This window comes from Moraxella osloensis (genome assembly GCF_001553955.1).
GTDB classification, from domain to species: Bacteria; Pseudomonadota; Gammaproteobacteria; order Pseudomonadales; family Moraxellaceae; genus Faucicola; species Faucicola osloensis.
Genome location: NZ_CP014234.1, coordinates 357,456 through 376,244 on the forward strand (window position 1 = coordinate 357,456; position 18,789 = coordinate 376,244).

Consider the following 18,789-nt stretch of genomic DNA (forward strand, 5'->3'; position numbering starts at 1 on the left):
TTACCACTTTAAACTGTTTTGGCAGCGACTGTATTTATCATAAAAAATAAGCATGCCCTTTTTAACGTATCTGTTTTTAATATAGCCTTTGCTGGCTAATAAATGGTTGAGCTTTTCAATAATCAGCGACTCACGCTAATATAAATATAATATGAGGTAAAATTCATTAACAACAAAAGCGACAATGACTGCATAAATGTCACAGTAACTAGATAATTTTCCGCTACAATTTATTTCTTCATTTTGGGCAACGCATAAGGGCAAAATTATGTACGTTAATTCAAGTACGCAATCACCGACTGTAGCAGTGATTGGCGGTGGTTCAGCAGGTTCTACGATTGCTATACGGCTGGCAATGGCGGGCATCCATGTGCATCTGATTGAAAAAAATGCCAGCCTTATCAACGCCCCGCCCATGTGTCATCTGCATGCAGGTGGCAATCTGTACCGCGAAATCAGTGATGAAGATTGCCGCATGTTGATGCGTCAATGTATTGATATTGCCAAGTTGTATCCAGAGAGTATCGATGTGCGCCCCACCCTCATCACGGTGCCAAAACGCGATAACAATACCGCCACTGACTTACTGCCACGTCTTGATATGTTAACGGCTTACTATCAATCATTGGTTGATGCTGACCCTAGCAACCAAGTGTTGGGCAAAGTTCAAGATTATTACCGAGTGTATGACAAGCCGCAAATTCAACAGCTGATTCAATTAGCAGCTAAAGACATTCCGACCACCACGGATGAGTGGGTTGTGGCGGCTCTTAAAGTGATGGATTTGGAAAAACTGCAATATCCCATCATTGCGGTGCAAGAATTCGGCTGGAATATTTTTAGACTCTCTGCCAGTGCTTTTTTACAATTGCAGCGCCTACAGCGCGCTCAAGTACATCTAAATGCCCAAGTGGATGATTTAAAACGTCATAGCGATGGCTGGCAAGTGTCTTTTACCGATGAGCATGGCAAGCTGCAGCATATCTATGCTGATTTTGTGGTCAATGCTTGCGGGTTTAGAACCGGTATTATTGATGACAAAGCAGGCGTGCATATCAAGCGCATGGTAGAATTTAAAGCTTCTTATATCAGTGAATGGCGTGATTATAAGGGGCGTTTGCCTGAGATTATTTTTCATGGTGAGCGTGGCACCCCCAATGGCATGGCGCAGTTTACCCCTTATCCAGACGGGTTTTTTCAGCTGCATGGCATGACCGAAAACATCACCTTATTTAATGATGGTTTGACCGAAGCCACACAACAAAGCAGCCAACCGCCTATTAATCCGCAATATCTAAGTTATATTGAAAACGGCTGGGAGCCAAACGCACTAAAACAGCGCACGCAAAACGCCATAGATTATGTCAGTGAATTTTTGCCAAGTTTTCGAACTGCACAAGCGGGAGATAATGCACTATATGGTGGGCAGCAAGTACCAAGTGATGATATTACTGTGCGCGTCGCGGATTTGCAGGTGTTTGCCAAGCTGCGTTATGCGGTGGCAGAAAATGTGAAAGCCAATTCTACCCTAGATGTGGCGGATAAAGTCATGGATGCGCTAGTTGACGCCAATTTGATAGAAAAATCTGCTTGCAAGCGTCCCAACTGGCACAAAATTGATGTCAATGAGGTCAATATAGTGGCACGCGATATTGCCAAAGCCCGACAGTATCCGTTACCGATGGCAAAGGTCAATCAACGGTTAATGGTTTGATGGATTGCTGGCTTGATAAAAAAGGTAGAAAAAATTCTACCTTTTTTTACTTTTACGCTGTTTTTATCCTGTCAACATTGAGAAAAATAGTCTAAGCAAATAACCCTTGGGCGTATTGATCGCGGATGACTTTTTTATCAATTTTACCCACGCTGGTTTTTGGCAATTCAGCGATGAATTTCACATCCTGCGGAATACCATATTTTGGCAAATGACCGCGCTCATACGCTTGCTGCGCAATCGCGATGATGTCTTCAGCTTTGGTGTCTTGATGATCGGGTTTGAGCACAATCAATGCCATCGGACGCTCACCCCAGCGCGCATCAGGAATCGCAATCACAGCAATGTCGGCAACGCTTGGGTGTAATGACATGATGGTTTCTACTTCAAGCGAAGATATCCATTCGCCCCCCGATTTGATGACATCTTTTAGCCGGTCGGTGATTTTGACATTGCCTTTTGCGTCCATCCAACCGATGTCTTGGGTGTGCAGATAACCGCCCTCCCACAGCTCGTTGCCTGCGTCCTGATTTTTGTAGTAACTCTGCGTCAACCAAGGTGAACGCACCACGATTTCGCCTGTGGATGTGCCATCGTTTGGCATACGTTTGCCGTTATGCCAGATTTGCAAATCGACCAATGGCACCGGTGAGCCAGACAAGCAGCGATGCTCAATTTGTTGTTCTTCGCTCATGTGTTGGAATGTTTCATCAAAGCTGACAATGCTGATAATCGGACAAGTCTCTGACATACCATAACCCGTAGACACTTCGATGCCGCTGGCTACAGCCATTTTGGCAAGTCCTTGATTGAGTTTAGAGCCACCGACGACCATTTTTAAGCCGTTGAATTTTTCTTGGCGTTTGTTGATTTCACCCAGTAGCATTTGCAAAATCGTTGGCACGCCATGGGTGGTGGTGACTTTGTGTTTTTTTACCAAGTCAACCATGGTGGAAGGCACATAGCGACCTGGATAGATTTGCTCCAGCCCTAGCATGGTTGCGACAAATGGAAACCCCCAAGCATGCACATGAAACATCGGTGTCATTGGCATATAGACATCTGAATAGCGCACCCCTTGACCTTCGACATTCAGCGCACAGCCAATTGCGACAACGAGCGTATGCAGGACGATTTGACGATGGCTAAAAAATACGCCTTTGGGATTGCCTGTTGTACCGCTGGTATAGAAGGTTGTGGCAATGGTATTTTCATCAAAATCTTCAAACTCGTACTCATCGCTGGCTTGTGCGAGCATGGCTTCATATTCGCCTTGGGCGTATGGGGGCATTGGCATGTTGTTATCATCCAACCAAATCACATGCTCGATTGATGGCGCATCTTGGGTATGGCTTTTGATCATCGGCGAAAATTCTGAATTTAACAGTAGCGCTTTTGGTTTGGCATGATTGATGGTATATAGCACTTTGTCTTCTGACAAACGCACATTGACGGTTTGCAAGATATAGCCACACATCGGGATGGCAAAATAACACTCCAAATAACGGTGTGTATCCCAATCCATGACTGCAACCACATCGCCTTTTTGTAGATTTAAGCCTTTTAAGACATTGGCTAAGCGATTGACACGTTTGAAAAACTCATGATAGGTGTAACTGGTTTTGTCGGCGTAATGGATTTTTTTGTCACCAGAAACCACTTTGGCGCGAGACAATAAATTTTTGATAAGCAAGGGAAAACCATAAGCTTGGTCGGCTTGTAGGTAGTTTTCGTGTTGATTTAAAATAGCTGTCATAGAACATTCCTTTGTTGTGGTATAACCAACGAGTCAATCAAATATTGCTCGCCTAACTTTGCTGTGATTACTTCCTTGTGAATATTGACTATATACGAGCGGTACAGCCAATACAACCAAAAATATGAAACTTTCCAGTTCAATATGTTTCATATTTTTACGCCTTTTTTACACTTTGGTGAAAAAAATTTTATTATAGGGTTTTGATAGACTGCCTTTGCTATAATGCGCGTTACATATCCCCACTGAACGAAAAAATATGACCCAGCATTTTTGTTTGCCTAGCGATATCAGCCCCGAACAATTTTTGAGCGAGTACTGGCAAAAAAAACCACTGCTAATCAAGCAGGGCTTGCCGCAATTGGTGGGCATGTTTGAGCCAGACGATATCATCGGTCTTGCCCAAGATGAAGACGCCACTGCCCGACTCATCAGTGAAAATAACCAGCAATGGTCACTTAAAACCAGCCCTCTTACCGCCAAAGATTTTCAAAAACTGCCAAAACATTGGACAGTGCTGGTGCAAAATATGGAACAATGGTCGCCAGCGCTTGGCAACCTATGGCATGCGTTTGATTTTATTGCGCAGTGGCAACGTGATGACATCATGGTGTCGTATGCACCATCAGGTGGCAGCGTTGGCAAGCATTATGACAATTACGATGTCTTTTTGGCGCAAGGGTACGGCAAACGCCATTGGCAATTGGGCAAATATTGCGACCAAACCACCCAATTTGAAGCAGGTCAACCGATTCGTTTGATGAATGAGATGGGCGAGCTGATATTTGATGAGGTGCTTGAGCCAGGCGATGTGCTATATGTGCCGACCAATCTCTCCCATTACGGGGTCGCCGTTGAGGATTGTTTGACTTTTTCCTTTGGCTTTAGGCGCCCTACTCCTTTACAGCTGCTCGATAGTTTGGCGGATGTCGCTACCCATTTTGATGATTTAGCCATTCCCCTCAAAATCAACCAACCCCCCGCAGTTGCAGGCGAGCTGTCGATAGCCAGCATTCAAGATATCAAAGCGCAGCTGATAGCGCTACTAAACTCTGAACTTGGCGATGAAATAATCACTCAAGCGATTAGCGAAACGGTAAGCAAACGGCAATATGAGCTGATGCTCCCTGACACGTATGCCGATATTGATGAGATACAAAGCGCCTTGGCAGCGGGTGCGGTCATCAGGCAAGATATGTCTAGCCGCATTATCTTTACCCAAACCCAAGCGGATTCACAAACTCAAGCAAAAATTTATGTCAATGGCTGTGTTATTGATTCGGATGATATGCCCGCTAACGCGCAAACACTCCTCATTCGGCTCGCCAATGGCGAATCCGTCGATGAGCAAATTTTGCAAGCAGCTGATGTCGAAACTGATATAATTTGTGACTGGATAGAAAATGGCTGGGTAGTGATTGATTACCCTGAAGAAATCATTGGATAACGAAAAAATATTATGAGCTATTATTTTGGGTTTACCCCTTCCGTAGAATTGAGCGCTACCATTGATAAGGCGTATGAGCTGATTGGTAGCAAAAGCAGCGAACGTTATGATGTTTATCGCGATAAAATCACCCAGTTGACCAGTAAAGAGCTGATGGATGCGCTACTGATTAAATTAATCGAATCGCTACCCGATGATTCAGAACGAAAAGCGCATTTGATTAAAACCGCAGCAACCATTGAAGCAACTAGCGATAAACTCATTAACACACTATTAAGCCCTACAAAAAATGAAGATGTGTTACCTAGCTTCGATTTTTTTGACCAAAAAGTGTTAAAAAATACCCAATCGGGTGAACGTCGTATCTCAGTGCCACTCACTGACGAGCTGGCAAAGAGTTTACTGACTACCATACAAAACGTCCAAGCGGGTAAAGGGCTTGAAGAGCAGCAAAATTTGATTCGCTTATTTAGCGAGCTAACCAAAGCCTGTTTGCAGCATTTTTTGGTTGATTTTACCAAAACACTCAATTTAAATATGCTCAAACGCGCGGCGATTCCAGTGACCGATGGCATCATCGTCAAAGTCATTGATATCGCGCTACGCCGTTTAATCCCACAAATGCCACAAGAATCGCTTGAACGTTTTACCAAACATTACCAAGCGTTAATATTTAACAATTAGGTATTGCTAACCGTTATTATTCAATTGGCTAAAACTGCGTTACAATAGCCCACTTATTTTTTTAAATTAATAGGTCCAGCATGAATCAACTTAGCAATCAGCAAATCGAAGAAGCGCTACGCAATTCTGAATGTCTTATCAGTAGCTTTGAAGTGAGTAGTGCTTACGAGCGTTTGGCAGCCAGTGTCAACCTGCACTATGCAGGTCAAAATCCCATTGTGATGGTGGTGATGAATGGTGGGTTGATTCCAGCAGGTCAACTACTTACCCAGTTTACTTTTTATCATCGTATGTACTATATCCATGCTACCCGCTATCGCAACAACCAAGGCACCAATGAACTTGAATGGAAATTCAAACCTGAAATTGATTTGGCGGGTGAAGATATTTTATTGATTGATGATATTTTTGATGAAGGCATTACCCTAAAAGCGGTGGTGGACGAGCTGGCAAAAGAAAATCCAAAATCTATCCGCACCTGTGTGCTACTAAATAAACTCCATGACCGAAAAGTACAAGAGTTTAAAGTCGATTTTGTCGGTCTAGATGTGGCGGATCGCTATGTGTATGGCTGCGGTATGGACTATCACGGGTATCTACGCCATATGCCAGGGATTTATGCGTTAAAAAATGTGTAAAACTGCTTGTCATAAATAAAAAGGTATCGTTGGATACCTTTTTTTATGGCGTGTTTTTTTAGAAGATATCTTTTTATAATGTCTCTTTTTATGACCTATCTTTTATGGCGTGTTGTTAAGATGATCAAATTGTAGTTGTAAGCCAGTTTGTCGCACCGCTTTTTGCGTCACAGCTAACTCAAAATTTTCTTTAGCGCTATATATGGATAAGGCGGATTTACTGCGCGTCACCGCTGTATAAATCAGCGCTTGGCTTAGTAGCCTTGTATGCGCTTTATCAATACAAATGGCGACCGTATGAAACTCTGAGCCTTGTGACTTATGAATGGTCATCGCATATGCATAGTCACAACTTTCACGGCTCAATCGCTGAATGGGTATCACTTTTTCTGCAAAACACGCGTATAACTGCCCTTGGTACAACAGACAAATCGCAATATCGCCATTGAATAACCCCAACTGATAATCATTGTTTTGGATGATAATCGGTAAACCGTGATAAAAGTAAGCTTTGGTTCGCGTAATTTTGGAAAACTCGGTAAAAGCTAGGCTCATCTTTTGGTTGATTGATTGGGTGCCCAATTGTCCTTGATGACCTGCACACAGAATGCGGTAACTATCAAATACCTCAAACAATTCTTTTCGATTATCTGCTTCAAAAATATTGACGGGCTGGCTGTACCATTGCTGCATAAGCGCAAAAAATGGATGGTAAGGTTTCGCTAATTGGTTGAAAACAGCAGGCAAACTCGAAGACGCATCAATTTGGTAAAAAGGAATATGGGCTGTTTGCTGCTTTGTTTGCTGTTTTTTAGCAACCAAGTCGGTTGTATTTTCACTTTGAGACGGCTTAATTGCTTGTAAATCAATGGGTTGTAATAATCGCTGGATGAGTTTTATTTTTTTAGGTGCAGGCAAATTTTGCTGAATGGCGAGCGCAAACTGACCGACAACTGAATTTGAATCAAAGCGTTTTGACTCCGTCAACTCAGTGATATAAGGCTGCAAACGCTTCACCGCACATAAGTCTGATAGAACCGACCCCGCATCTACTGCCGCCAGCTGATTGGCATCACCCAACAAAATCAGCCGACCCGTGGGTTTGATAGCATCAACCAACTGACTGGCAAGCTCAAGCCCTAGCATGGACGCTTCATCTACAATAATCAAATCATCGGGTAATGGATTTTTGGCGTGATAGCGTGGTATGCCATCACGACCAATACCCAACAGCCGATGTAAGGTTTTTGCATTGTCCAAAGTGATTTCTTCATCCTGCAAACTTTTTTGCAAAGATTGTTGCATACGCTGCGCCGCCTTCCCTGTGGGTGCCGTCAAGGTGATAGATAAAGGCGGTAAATTAGGGTCCTGTTTTCTTTTATGCTCATGCCCCTTTTGCAGCGTGGTTACCAGTTTAGCCACGGTAAAAGTTTTACCGGTGCCAGGTCCACCGATAATAATACTCAGTGCGTGTTGACTCGACTTGTCGATGGCGAGTTGCTGCATCGCATTGGGCGCCAAACCATTATCGATGTCCTGTGATGATGATATACCACTAAACGCCGCCACTTTTCTATGGGCAATTTTCATCAACTGCTTGGCTAACGATTGTTCTGCATGCCATTGCCGATGTAGCCAGACCAGGTATTTATTTTCTGTTGCAGAAACTTCATCATCTGGTTGGGTGAGCTTTTGAATAATGATAGGTGTATTGGTGTCATGGTTGTATAACTCATCCCCCTTCGCGCCTATTACGCTTGCCCAGTTATTGGTCGTCAACGCTGCAATGAGTGATTTTTCTTCCTCATTGTTGACTGTCATCTCGTATACGGTATGACCTTCTGATAGTTGGTTATTGAGCTCATCAAAAATTTGCAAGATTTTCGGTTTTTCTTTTGCTTCTTCATCGTTATTTTGAGTTTCTTTGCTTAGGCTATTTTTATTGGTTTCTGTGTTAGTTAACTGTGATTTTTGCTGCTTGCGGTATTGAATAAAACTGGCTAATTGGGTTAATTTGGCAGTTTCTTCAATTATAGCGGTTGGCTCAGTCGTATTTGTTTTCATAATAAATTCTTTATGCGTGATGGTTAATTTTAATTGCCATTGGGATAGCCGAACATATCATCGAGTGCCAAGATAAAGGCACTATCAAACTGTTTTACTAGCTTGCCACGGGTAGCATGCTTGGGTGACATGCCGCGTAAAAAGGCATATTCGACCGCACCCAAATGGGTATTGATATCATAATTGGGTAGTCGCAGCTTGAGATAGCGATGCAGCGCTACTTGGTAGATGCTTGCTTGCAACCAATAACTATGCGTGGTCATCGCATCATATAATGCCGCTGGGTTATAACTGTCGAAATCATTGCCAAGATAATTGCTTTTATAATCGACGATAAAAAACTGTGTGCCGTGCTGATACACCAAGTCAATCTCCCCTTTAAGATACTGCCAAACCATGGTGTTGACTTCTTGGCTTTGCAATTGTAGTGGGATATCAAATTGGTGAAACAACGCGTTTAAGTCGCTAAATGACAAATGCTGGTTTAAGCGTAAATTAAACCCTAATTCAGCAACTTTTTGGTTGTGTTTGATATTGACCAGCGGGACTGCCGAAGCGGCTAACGGCGTATGGATGATGTCATCTAGCCAATCCACCAACGCGATATAATCCGGCTGCAAATCATCGATGTTGATATCATGCCAGTTGCCATACTGCCCTGCACTACTTTCTTTTGTAGAAAAATAATTGCTCGGCATTTGGTAGCGTCTTAACGTGCGATCCACCATGACTGACCAGCGTTTTAACTTGTCTGCTCTGGCATCTTGCTGTGGAACCGCCAACTCAGGGGTTTCATTGTAGTTATTGGCGATGTCTTCTAAGATACTATGTAAAAAAGTCCCTGGGTTTGTGCCTTTTTCAAAGTTAAATCTAATTGAGTTGACCTCGTTACTTGGCTCCCCCGATAGCCTGTTATTGGCGATAGTCAATACGTTAGTTTGCGCCGCTGACAAAATATCATCATCTTGCCTGTCTTCGGCATTGACCACTGTGTCAACGCTGGCATGGTCAATATAACGAGACAATGCGGTAAAACTGGTATTCGCCCATCCCTTAAAGGTATCGATGGTGATGACTTTGATGATTTCATCGTAATCAATCTTAGCGACCGTAGCGTTTTGCTCATTTTGCCTATTTGTTTTGGGTGTAAATTTTAGCTTTGAGTCATAGTATTTGCTTAGGCTATTTGAATCTATAATATGGGTCGTTTTAGTCAACGTTTCTTTGACAGCAAATTTTGCCAAATCGTCCATAAAAGGCGCCAAAGCAGAATTTTTCACTGCAGATTTTTTGGCGACAGTCACAAGATACACTTGTTCTTTTGCACGGGTAAGGGCAACGTACAATAATCGCAATCGTTCCTCGTAGGCAGATTGGTCTTCAATAGCGACATAATTGATTGAATTGATTGGATTGTTATCGGCTATTTGGCTGGGCAACGCGGTCAATCGGCGGCTTAATAGCGGGTTATCATTGTTTTGCGTCAATTTTTGAGTGAATTGGGGCGCTGCTTGATGGGTGGTTTGTATACCATACAGATATAACGGCGCACCATAAAACTTGGCTTTACTCTCCCCGGTAAACCCAACCACAAATACTATCGGAAACTCCAAGCCTTTAGAGGCGTGAACCGTCATCAGTTGCACCCCTTCATCAGATGGCAAGCGCTGCTGCGTTGACCAATCTTCTTTAGGCTGCTGTTGCACTTGGGCGCAGAACCACTCAAACAGTTGATGCTCGCCTACCTGTCCATTGAACTGATCGCTGATAATATCTAACAACTGGCGCAGATCGATGAGCAATCGCTCGCCATTTGGATGTTTGGCGAGGCGCTGCCAAAAATTGAGTGTGATTTGGCTGGGTAAAGTAAGCGGTTGATTGAGCAGCCACTCTATAGCCACCAAAAAACTGTGTTTCTGCCACAATTCGCTGGCGGTCAATACCAATTGCTGAATCTCAGCCAAACTGGTGTTTGTTGACGCTTGATGAGCTTGAGGATCAGAGTGAGCTTGTCCTTGCGCCGCTTGGGCGTTAGTTTGATTAAGCGCATCATACAACTGGTTGATTTGTTCAAGGGTCAGCTGAAAAAAACTAGACAACATCAAGGATTTTAATTTTGATTCGCTAAATGGCGTCAACAGCACGCTTTGTAAGGTCATCAAATCAACACTCATGCTATCGCCAAAGACACTTTGATTACCGCCTCTGACCGTCGCAATGTCATGATGATGTAAGCGTTTCTCGATGGTATGAAGTTCACTGTTTTTGACTGCCAACACACAAATATCACTCAGCGTCAAGCCACGAGTTTGGTAGCGTAATGGCTTGCTATCATCAAATAAATCAAAAATTTGCGCGGCAATCGCATCGGCATAATCCACCGTTCTTTCATCACTTGATGAGATGATGTCAGTCGAGGAGTCAGTGTTATTCGGGGATGCGGTGTCATTTGAGGTAGCGCCATTCTCGGCTACTGCCACCACTTGCTGACTATAGGGCGCTTTATATTCGATAGCAATATGATTGAACGCAGGTAAGCTAGTAGCTTCATTTTCCGCTGTATTACCGGCAACCAGCTCTGCGGTTTGGCGCGTGGCAGAGATTTTGCGATAATAAATTTCACGCCCCATAAAATACGGCTGTTGGTTGACAGTAGGCAGCTGGTCGGCTTGATTTGGGTCAATATCTTGCTTGCCAACGCCATACCAGTGATTGAGGCTATCAATCAGTGCTGCCGATGAGCGATGGTTTTGGCTCAGTGACTTAGGCTTTTCCGGAAATAGTTTTTTTAGCGTGGTGTAATTTTGTACGTCCCCGCCACGAAAGCCATAAATTGCCTGTTTGGGATCGCCTACCAACAGCAAAAACTGCGATGGGGTGTGATATTTTTTTCCATTTGATTTTTCTGCTTTATCTGCTGTCTCTGGCTCAAAGTCTTGTAAATAAACCCTTTGAATCAGTAAAGCTTGTTCGGTGTTGATATCTTGCGATTCGTCAATTAAGGCAATAGGATACTGATGGCGAATATAACGCGCTAACGATTGACCTTTTTTGCCTGATAACGCATCATTTAACCGCGCCAATTGTAAGGCAAAGGTCGTTAGCCGCTGTGATTCTAGTCGTTTTGGTAGGTGAGTACGCACGTAACGGCTAATAAACTGGGTAAAGTAAAAATTTACTTGTTTAAAGTAGTCTTGCAAGGCTTGCGTTTGTTGGATAAGCTGCCAAATGTTGTCTACGATATCAAAGGATTTGAATGTAGCGCTTTGCTGTTCTTTTTTGCTATTAAAGCCTTTATCGTTGACGTATAAATCTTCAATGCCATCTAGCACCTTGACTATATTGCCAACCTTATACATAGCAAAGACATTGGTAATGTCACCCGTGCTGAGTAAATTTTGCAGATTTTTAATTTCGTTAAAGTGTTTATGAAGTTTATTGCTAGCACTAAACCCTTGTGCTTTACGAAAGTCACTATCAAAATATGCCTCAAACCCACTATCATTATCATCTGCAATCGACTGCATCAGTGCCTTGATAGCGGTAGTATCGAACGCTGTCAATGGTACAGTATCGATGTCAGCGGTATAAAAATTCAGTGCACGATTGACCGCCTCGTAGTAATCAGCAACCGGTAAAAACACGTTATTGTCAAACATCATCGGGTACAATTCAGGCATATTGGCATTGACCTGCGCCATAAATGCCCTAAGTTGGTCATGAATCATACCCTTGATGATGCCGCTAACATCATTACTGATTTGCACCTCTGCAGAAAACCCCGTTTCGCTACTGTATTCTCTTAGCCACTTTTGACACAAACTATCGAGGGTGCTGACAAATAAGCGATCAAGCTGGTTGAGCGCCAATGTGGTGCGCTGCAGTGCGATACGAAAATTGACGGTGTTTTTGGCAGGCTTATGGGTGTTTTCACTATCATCAGCGGCTGGCTTTGGGGTGCTTACGCTTGCTTTCGGGCTTGCTTTTGTGCTTACTTTTGCGCTTGCTGCTGGGGTTACATCTACCGGCAAACCAAAGACTTGTTTGGCGACCCACTCGATTAAGTGTTTATTGATAGGGTCTTGGTACTTACCCAGTAAATTTTTTTGTGCCGCAAGCGCTTGTACCTGCGCAATAAAATGTGCATATTTTTGCACGGCGATAGCTTTGCTGCTATCCAAATCGCTGTCGTTTAACGGTGTAAATGTAGAATGATTAATCATTTGCAGCAATTGATAAAAATCTTGCAAACGCTCACGAATCCGCTGGCGCATTTCGGCGGCGGCACTTCGCGTAAAGGTCGTGGCGATAATTTTTTCACACGGCTGCCCGGCTTGCACGATTAGTCGCAACATCACGCCCGTCAACGTCCATGTTTTGCCTGTGCCTGCTGAGGCTTCAATCAAATGACGCCCCGTCAATGGCAAAGTGACCGCAGGAGGTAGTAAAGGTTCAGCATCTTCTTTAATGCGTGCTTCGTCGATGTTTGTTTGAGTATTTGTTTCGATGTTTGCCTCGATATTTGTTTCACTACTTACTTTTATGCTTGGGGTATGAATATCGTGTTTCATAAGATTTCTTTGATAAAAATGCATGTCATGCTTCAATGAGTTGGTGCAATTCTTTGACCATAGATAACATAGGCTCATAAATCAGCGCGCCCAACGTCTGTGCAAACCCAATAACCACCGATGGTTTATAGTCGCCAATTAAATGCTGCCAAATCGGATAATCAAACTGGTTCACATCCACAAAATTAAAACTACTGTCTTTTAGCCAATCACCTAGATGCTGGCTGGCTGGTGCCTCTGGCTGCTTTTGTTGTTTTTGTAAAAATGACAGGCAAAAAGCGGGCGGTACAATGGTTACAACACTATCGATGAGTTGATACACCATCACAATATCCTGCAAATAACCACAGGCTTGCTCACAAGGGATGGCAGGTAGATACACGGTTTTTTTATTGCTAAACTGCCACAGCGAAAAGCCATCATTCAGCTGTGCTTGTTGAGCCGTGGTGCGGCGCAGCACTTGCCAACATAAATGATGGAGCCAAAATTGCAACAGGTATTTTTCTTTGCCAGAGGTTGGCAAATAATTTAACCAATAGCTGGGATTGGCAGCTGCTGCAACCTTATCTTCAATTGATTGATACGGTTTATATAATGGCAGGTTGGCAGTGATGACCCAGCTTTCTTTACTGTCCATCAGTCCCGCTTGTTTATCCAGCGCCAAGGCGCTAATGGCGATTCGCTGCTCTTCACAGGGGGTTAACGCCGTTGCCACCCAGTGGACGACTTCATCGGTGTTTTGTACATTTAAAGCCCCAAATTTGTCTGAATAAAAATTCCCTAACAACTTTGTCTCAGTAGCCTCGAGCTGTTGGCTAATTGTTTTTAAGTGATGAACAAAGTCCTGCAAATCTTTTTTGAGTTGTTGCTGATTTTGCTGCAACGATTGATAGCGGTTCACCCCGGCTGGTAATAACTCATTGATAGCGATGTTGATTGATTGCTGAGCGACTGATGTTTGCGCGTTTGCTGCCAGTTTCATCTCGTTGTTATGAATATTGTGAGTATTATGGGTATTATCGCCCTTATCGGACAAGGCTTGGGCAAAAAAAGCATCTAACAAAGATTTACGCAACAACCAACCATCTAACGCATCCAAGGTTAACGATTCAAACTCGTTATCATTGCCACCACTATAATTGTCACCTTGGGCAGGGATAGCAATGTTTTGTGCTTTGACAAAGGCTTTGGCAGGGTCGGCTAGGTTGCCAACGATTTTGCTCAAGTTGACATAATGCTGCTGCGGCTGTTCAGGTAGGTTGGACAAACGCTGTTTTAGTCGTTGCCACTGCGATAGCCAGTTAGTTAGCTGCTTTGTATCCCAGACTTGCACGATTGGCTGAGTGGAGGTAGCGTTTTTATCTTGCAGCGCTGTATAAAGATTGTGCCAAATTTTGGCAGGTGGGTACAGGGCAGTTTTTGACAGCTTGATTTGCTGGTTTAGTCTGGCTGTGGTTTGTTGTAAATCAGCGGATAACCCCTCGTCATTAATTTGCTTGGGACTTTGCTCAGGACTTTGAATACCTTTATCTTTATGCTCGCTGCTATGTTCAGTTGGCGGCAATTCAAAATAACTTTTATCAAATGGCAAGGCGGCATGATGGGTGACCAAATACGCTTTCACCCATTGTTCAAAGTTGGTTAACTGGGAATTTGAGGGATTTTGAAAATCATTGCTTAGGCTATTTTGGTCGTTATTGGGATCAACAATAGCGTCATCACTTGCCATTCGGTTTTGCAAAAAGTCGAGTAATTCCTGTACGGGACTGGCAGGTAAATGCTCGTGGGTATCTGTGGTACTTTTACCATTATAAAATATCCAGCAGGCTTGCTTGGCGCACAGCAGCGCGTCCAAAAACGCGCCTAAATCGTCATCTTCTCGAAATCGGTCACCGCGAATCGGCAACCCTGCCTGCATCAAATTATAACGGTTTTGCTGTTCTTGCTTTGGAAACTCAGATAAATTTAAATTGAGCATCACCACCAACTTATACGGCAAGCTGCGCACTGAACCGATACGGGCAAAAGTAATCACGCCAGACGGCTCGGCACTTACTTGCTGATTGATAATCGATTGGGCGATATTTTCGAGTACAAAAGTGAGTTTAAGTGGCAAATTCTCGGTGTCAATTTGCTGCACTGGCTCGGTAGGTGGGTTGGGATTCTTTGCGGTTTTGCTTGTTACCGTAGCGAGGTATTTGCTATTGGCTTCGATATTTTCTTTTAGGTCATTTTGTGCGGCAAAAATGGCGCGCCACGCATTGGTTTGATTAAATCGGCTAAATTTTTGCTGAATCAGCTTTTCGATTTGGGTTAGCCAGTCAGGCAGGGTTTTGACGTCATTACCTAAGTGACGATTGTCATCCAACGTTTGATAAATATCACACAGCACAGCGACGATGTCGGCATCTGCCATGGTCAAGTTTGTCAGTGGTACAAATTTCTCTACCACGCCAAAGCTATTGGTATACTCCCCAAAACTGACCACCGTGGCTTTGGGCATCATCACGCCAGCGACCAAGCGCTCAAGCGCATAAGCAAAGGTGTATCGATAATCATCATCGGCGGCACTTAAGGTTTGCTGCAAATGCCGCTCGTCAAACCCGCGAATAAATCCTGCCTGAGTCAGCAATTCACAAGCACGGGTCATCTGCTCCAAATTAAGCCCAAAGCTTTCATATAGTGGCGCTAGCATTAACCAATCAAATACTTCGCTACGCTGAAACCGAGCGCCTGCCCGATTAAGCAGCGTGTAATAACCTGTAATCGCTTGCCAAAGCAGGTTGATATCTTTTGCCACCACGCCTGTCACCTTGGCGGGCAACTGATAGCCATCGCCGCCCACATGTTTGGGGAACGTGGCTTCGATGATGTTTTGGTGGGTTTCGATGTCGGGCAATAATACCAAAATATCTGACAACGCTCGTCTATCCCAAGGATCGGTGGGAATCTGCGCTGGCGTGGCTTGCATATCGCTATAATTTAGCCACCCGATAATCATACTGCGTAGCACTTCAAGCTGGCGCACCATGCTATGACAGACATGAATGGCAATACTGGTATCAAGGGGTTTGGGTCGCCATTTTTCCACGTTTTCAAGTTGCTTGTTGGATTCTTGCTTGAGTTTGTCTTTGATGGCTTTGTATAGACCGAGCGTAGATTCGATATCTTTAAGCCCATTACTTTGAATATTGGCAAGCTGCTGCTGTAAAAGCTGGGTTTGCTGCAAGAGGTTTTGGCGGTTATCTTCACTCGCTGCTTTTGCTGCCTTTGCTTCCTCACCTTTCACCAGTTTAAGCATGTCATTGATTTTGGCGGTGGTGGCGACTTCTTCTAGCATTAAGATGTCATGTTGGATAAATTCCAGTAACGTATTGGGCGGCGTGTTATCAAAATCATCTTGCCACAGTACATGTTCATATTCATTACCCGATAAGCTTGCGAGCATGGCAAACACTTCACGCGACTGTTTACCAAACCGTGACAACAAGGTATGACCATAATCTTTTAGATACCAAGCGTCATGCTTGCTGGCATCGTCTTCCATTTGCATCTGCATGAGCCAATTTTTATCGACGATATCTGCCCAAAATTGCTCTGATGGGTTAAAGTGTAAAATCGTGACGTCGGTAAGTACCCCTAAGCGTTGTAAGTCCAGTAACTCTGTCGGTGGTAACTGCTGCAAAGTAAATAAAAATACGTGTTTTGGTAATTTGCTACGACTGATGTTGCGGATACGGGTCTCTGAATGGTTTAATGCCTGCCAAAACTGCTGATGGAGCTGCTCGCGAAACTGGTAGTCATCATCAAACAGCTGTCGCCATAAAAATCGCTGAGCGGCTTCTAACTGTTCGTAGTGCTCAACAAGCCAGTCAGGTGTGTCAATGGCGTTGGACGCATCCCGCCCGTTTAAGCGGTTATGCAGCGCATCTTTTTTGGCAATCATGTCACTCACCGCCACAGGCTTGTCTTGCCCCCAATGAGTAAGCCACTGCGGACGATAGGTCATATAGCGATTGAGCATATTTGCCATATCACTGGCTAGCTGCCAAATGCGTTGATCTTGGGTTTGCAATTCAGCAGATTGGCTAATCACGTCATTAGACAGTAGCGATTGGTTATTCGCCCAGCTTAAACTGTAAATGGTGGCGGGTGTATCAGGTGCAAAACCAGTCGCATTTGGGCTATCTGCTTCTTTGTCTTCAACCAACGGGGATAAAAATGGATAAAGCGGATGTTGCGGCTGCTCAACAATGGCTTGTCGGTACTGGTTTAAATAGCCAAAGATTTGCCACTGCATAACGTTTTTGGACAGCATTGCCACTTCTGGCACGTCTAATATATCGTCGTCTTCCGAGATGCGCGCATAGGTTCTTAAAACCCGCTGCATCAGTCCCAAAAAATAGCGACCCCAAAATTCAGTAGTCACTAAGGTACTGATGCCTGCCTTATCTGCGACTTGTTTTTTTAACCACTCCCCCATGACTTTAGATGGCACAATCACCTGAAATGGCTCAAAAATTGAGCTTTGATAACTGGGATTTTTGTAGGCGTTTAACAAATGGTCAAATAGCTTATCGACTTTATTGCTTTGTATAATCGTTAGCATGCAGTAAATACTCGAAAATTTTTATAGATAGTGAGTGGGTCGCTCAAAAAATTATACAGCAAAAAAACACCTCACCATCACCGCTCAATGAAAAAATCGCCCGAATTGCCACAGTCACGACACCCAATGTCGCCTGCAATCTATCAACCTCTGTAACTCACTAAGCTTTTATGCAATACAAAGTATGCAATCCAAAGCAAGTAATATATAGCTAACAAAGTGATAAACTTATCCCTACGTCACTCATGAGTATATTTTTGGTTACGTTTCATCTTTAAATGTTGTAAGCCATTTGGTTTACTTATAATATTAAGCTTATTAGGTCTAACGTATAACAGAAAACACATATAAAAGAAAAAAACTGTATAAGAGAAAACAATAAGGAGACGACCATGACTGACAACACTAACCCTACCGACAAATCTCAATTAGACAATGCCCAATCTGATGTTGCCAATGAAGCGATGGAAGGCATCAATCGTACCGACATTAACCAAGATAATGCGAGCACGCCTACCTCTAAGGGCTCTGATGAATCGCTACTTGATATGTTACATGAGGCGAAAAAATTCGAAGATGAAGAATAAGAATAAGATAAAAAACGGCTAAGTTGCTACTTAGCCGTTTTTTTACGGGTTAATAAATATACTTGATAAGCCAGCGCTGACGATAACACAATCACAATAGGTAGCATCAATGTCATGTATTTGTAGTGGATATAGCCCAAAGCACCTACTACCCCGCCCCCGCAAAAGCTATACCATATCATCGCTTGAAACACGAACATCTTTTTATTAATTGGTCTGCCAGCCAGCCAATTACCCAAGGCTGAGCCCATATCTGAGGTCAATCCTGTCAAATGGGTGGTACGAATCACCGCACCGCTATAGGTCGCGACCATTGAATTTTGCAAGCCGCAAGCCATGGCGGCAAACACCTGCCCCCAAAACGACTGGTAGCTAAATAAAATCAAACTGACGATTAATAAACTTGCTTCAATTAACAGAGCGTTGCCATAGCGCTTACCTTCTTTTAATGCCGTACTACCCACCACAAAGCCACTGATAACTGCCCCAAATAAAAACGATAACAGCACGATACAAACCATCGCCATCTGCTGGTAGTGCTGTTCCGCCAATGCTGTGGCAAATAGCGTCACATTGCCCGTTACATGCGAAGCGGACAAATGGGTGAAGCCGACTAATGCGGTGCTATTGATACACCCTGCATTAAACGCCAGCACGCAGCCACCCCATAAAATCCACTTGGGTAATTTATTAATCATTAGATACCGCCATTTATCAGT

At 43.6% G+C, this 18,789-nt stretch carries 10 protein-coding genes; 5 read left to right on the forward strand and 5 right to left on the reverse strand.

The window, feature by feature from the left end:
* Positions 1 to 268: 268 nt before the first annotated feature.
* A complete protein-coding gene (locus AXE82_RS01580; RefSeq protein WP_062330566.1) occupies positions 269 to 1,714 on the forward strand; it encodes an FAD-dependent oxidoreductase in 1,446 nt (481 codons plus the stop codon).
* A 91-nt stretch (positions 1,715 to 1,805) separates the two neighbouring features.
* On the opposite strand, the gene AXE82_RS01585 is transcribed toward AXE82_RS01580, so the two are convergent.
* Complete coding sequence (locus AXE82_RS01585) at positions 1,806 to 3,470, reverse strand: fatty acid--CoA ligase (protein ID WP_062330567.1); 1,665 nt, start codon at positions 3,468 to 3,470, stop codon at positions 1,806 to 1,808.
* 259 nt (positions 3,471 to 3,729) lie between these two features.
* On the opposite strand from AXE82_RS01585, the gene AXE82_RS01590 reads away from it, so the two are divergent.
* The 3 genes from AXE82_RS01590 (at position 3,730) to AXE82_RS01600 (ending at position 6,239) form a co-directional block, all read left to right on the forward strand.
* The gene (locus tag AXE82_RS01590; RefSeq protein WP_062330569.1) at positions 3,730 to 4,917 is read left to right on the forward strand and encodes a cupin domain-containing protein; all 1,188 of its coding nucleotides are present in this window, start codon (positions 3,730 to 3,732) and stop codon (positions 4,915 to 4,917) included.
* 12 nt (positions 4,918 to 4,929) lie between these two features.
* Entirely contained in the window at positions 4,930 to 5,601 is a 672-nt protein-coding gene (locus tag AXE82_RS01595; protein WP_062330571.1) for a hypothetical protein, read from the forward strand.
* A gap of 80 nt (positions 5,602 to 5,681) precedes the next feature.
* The gene (locus tag AXE82_RS01600) at positions 5,682 to 6,239 is read left to right on the forward strand and encodes a hypoxanthine-guanine phosphoribosyltransferase (RefSeq protein ID WP_007115322.1); all 558 of its coding nucleotides are present in this window, start codon (positions 5,682 to 5,684) and stop codon (positions 6,237 to 6,239) included.
* Between the two features lie 102 nt (positions 6,240 to 6,341).
* On the opposite strand, the gene recD is transcribed toward AXE82_RS01600, so the two are convergent.
* Genes recD through AXE82_RS01615 form a run of 3 tightly spaced genes read right to left on the reverse strand, consistent with a single transcriptional unit; the run spans position 6,342 to position 17,483 of the window.
* A complete protein-coding gene (recD, locus tag AXE82_RS01605) occupies positions 6,342 to 8,303 on the reverse strand; it encodes an exodeoxyribonuclease V subunit alpha (protein ID WP_062330573.1) in 1,962 nt (653 codons plus the stop codon).
* A gap of 29 nt (positions 8,304 to 8,332) precedes the next feature.
* Positions 8,333 to 12,874 (reverse strand): UvrD-helicase domain-containing protein, encoded by a 4,542-nt coding sequence (locus AXE82_RS01610; protein WP_062330575.1) that lies wholly within the window; start codon positions 12,872 to 12,874, stop codon positions 8,333 to 8,335.
* A gap of 25 nt (positions 12,875 to 12,899) precedes the next feature.
* On the reverse strand, positions 12,900 to 17,483 hold the full coding sequence (locus AXE82_RS01615) for an exodeoxyribonuclease V subunit gamma (protein ID WP_062330577.1): 4,584 nt from the start codon (positions 17,481 to 17,483) through the stop codon (positions 12,900 to 12,902).
* Positions 17,484 to 17,875: 392 nt separating this feature from the next.
* Between AXE82_RS01615 and AXE82_RS01620 the strand changes: the two genes are divergently transcribed.
* Positions 17,876 to 18,070, forward strand: coding sequence for a hypothetical protein (locus AXE82_RS01620; RefSeq protein WP_062330579.1), 195 nt, complete (start codon positions 17,876 to 17,878; stop codon positions 18,068 to 18,070).
* Between the two features lie 26 nt (positions 18,071 to 18,096).
* Here AXE82_RS01620 and AXE82_RS01625 read toward each other — a convergent pair whose 3' ends face one another.
* Positions 18,097 to 18,768, reverse strand: coding sequence for a YoaK family protein (locus AXE82_RS01625; RefSeq protein WP_062330581.1), 672 nt, complete (start codon positions 18,766 to 18,768; stop codon positions 18,097 to 18,099).
* Positions 18,769 to 18,789: the final 21 nt, after the last annotated feature.

Excerpts from the sequence above, each read along its gene's own strand:
- AXE82_RS01590 (WP_062330569.1), top strand. The coding sequence starts at position 3,730 with ATGACCCAGCATTTTTGTTTGCCTAGCGATATCAGCCCCGAACAATTT.
- recD (WP_062330573.1), bottom strand. The coding sequence starts at position 8,303 with ATGAAAACAAATACGACTGAGCCAACCGCTATAATTGAAGAAACTGCC.
- AXE82_RS01595 (WP_062330571.1), top strand. The coding sequence starts at position 4,930 with ATGAGCTATTATTTTGGGTTTACCCCTTCCGTAGAATTGAGCGCTACC.
- AXE82_RS01615 (WP_062330577.1), bottom strand. The coding sequence starts at position 17,483 with ATGCTAACGATTATACAAAGCAATAAAGTCGATAAGCTATTTGACCAT.
- AXE82_RS01610 (WP_062330575.1), bottom strand. The coding sequence starts at position 12,874 with ATGAAACACGATATTCATACCCCAAGCATAAAAGTAAGTAGTGAAACA.
- AXE82_RS01625 (WP_062330581.1), bottom strand. The coding sequence starts at position 18,768 with ATGATTAATAAATTACCCAAGTGGATTTTATGGGGTGGCTGCGTGCTG.
- AXE82_RS01620 (WP_062330579.1), top strand. The coding sequence starts at position 17,876 with ATGACTGACAACACTAACCCTACCGACAAATCTCAATTAGACAATGCC.
- AXE82_RS01585 (WP_062330567.1), bottom strand. The coding sequence starts at position 3,470 with ATGACAGCTATTTTAAATCAACACGAAAACTACCTACAAGCCGACCAA.
- AXE82_RS01580 (WP_062330566.1), top strand. The coding sequence starts at position 269 with ATGTACGTTAATTCAAGTACGCAATCACCGACTGTAGCAGTGATTGGC.
- AXE82_RS01600 (WP_007115322.1), top strand. The coding sequence starts at position 5,682 with ATGAATCAACTTAGCAATCAGCAAATCGAAGAAGCGCTACGCAATTCT.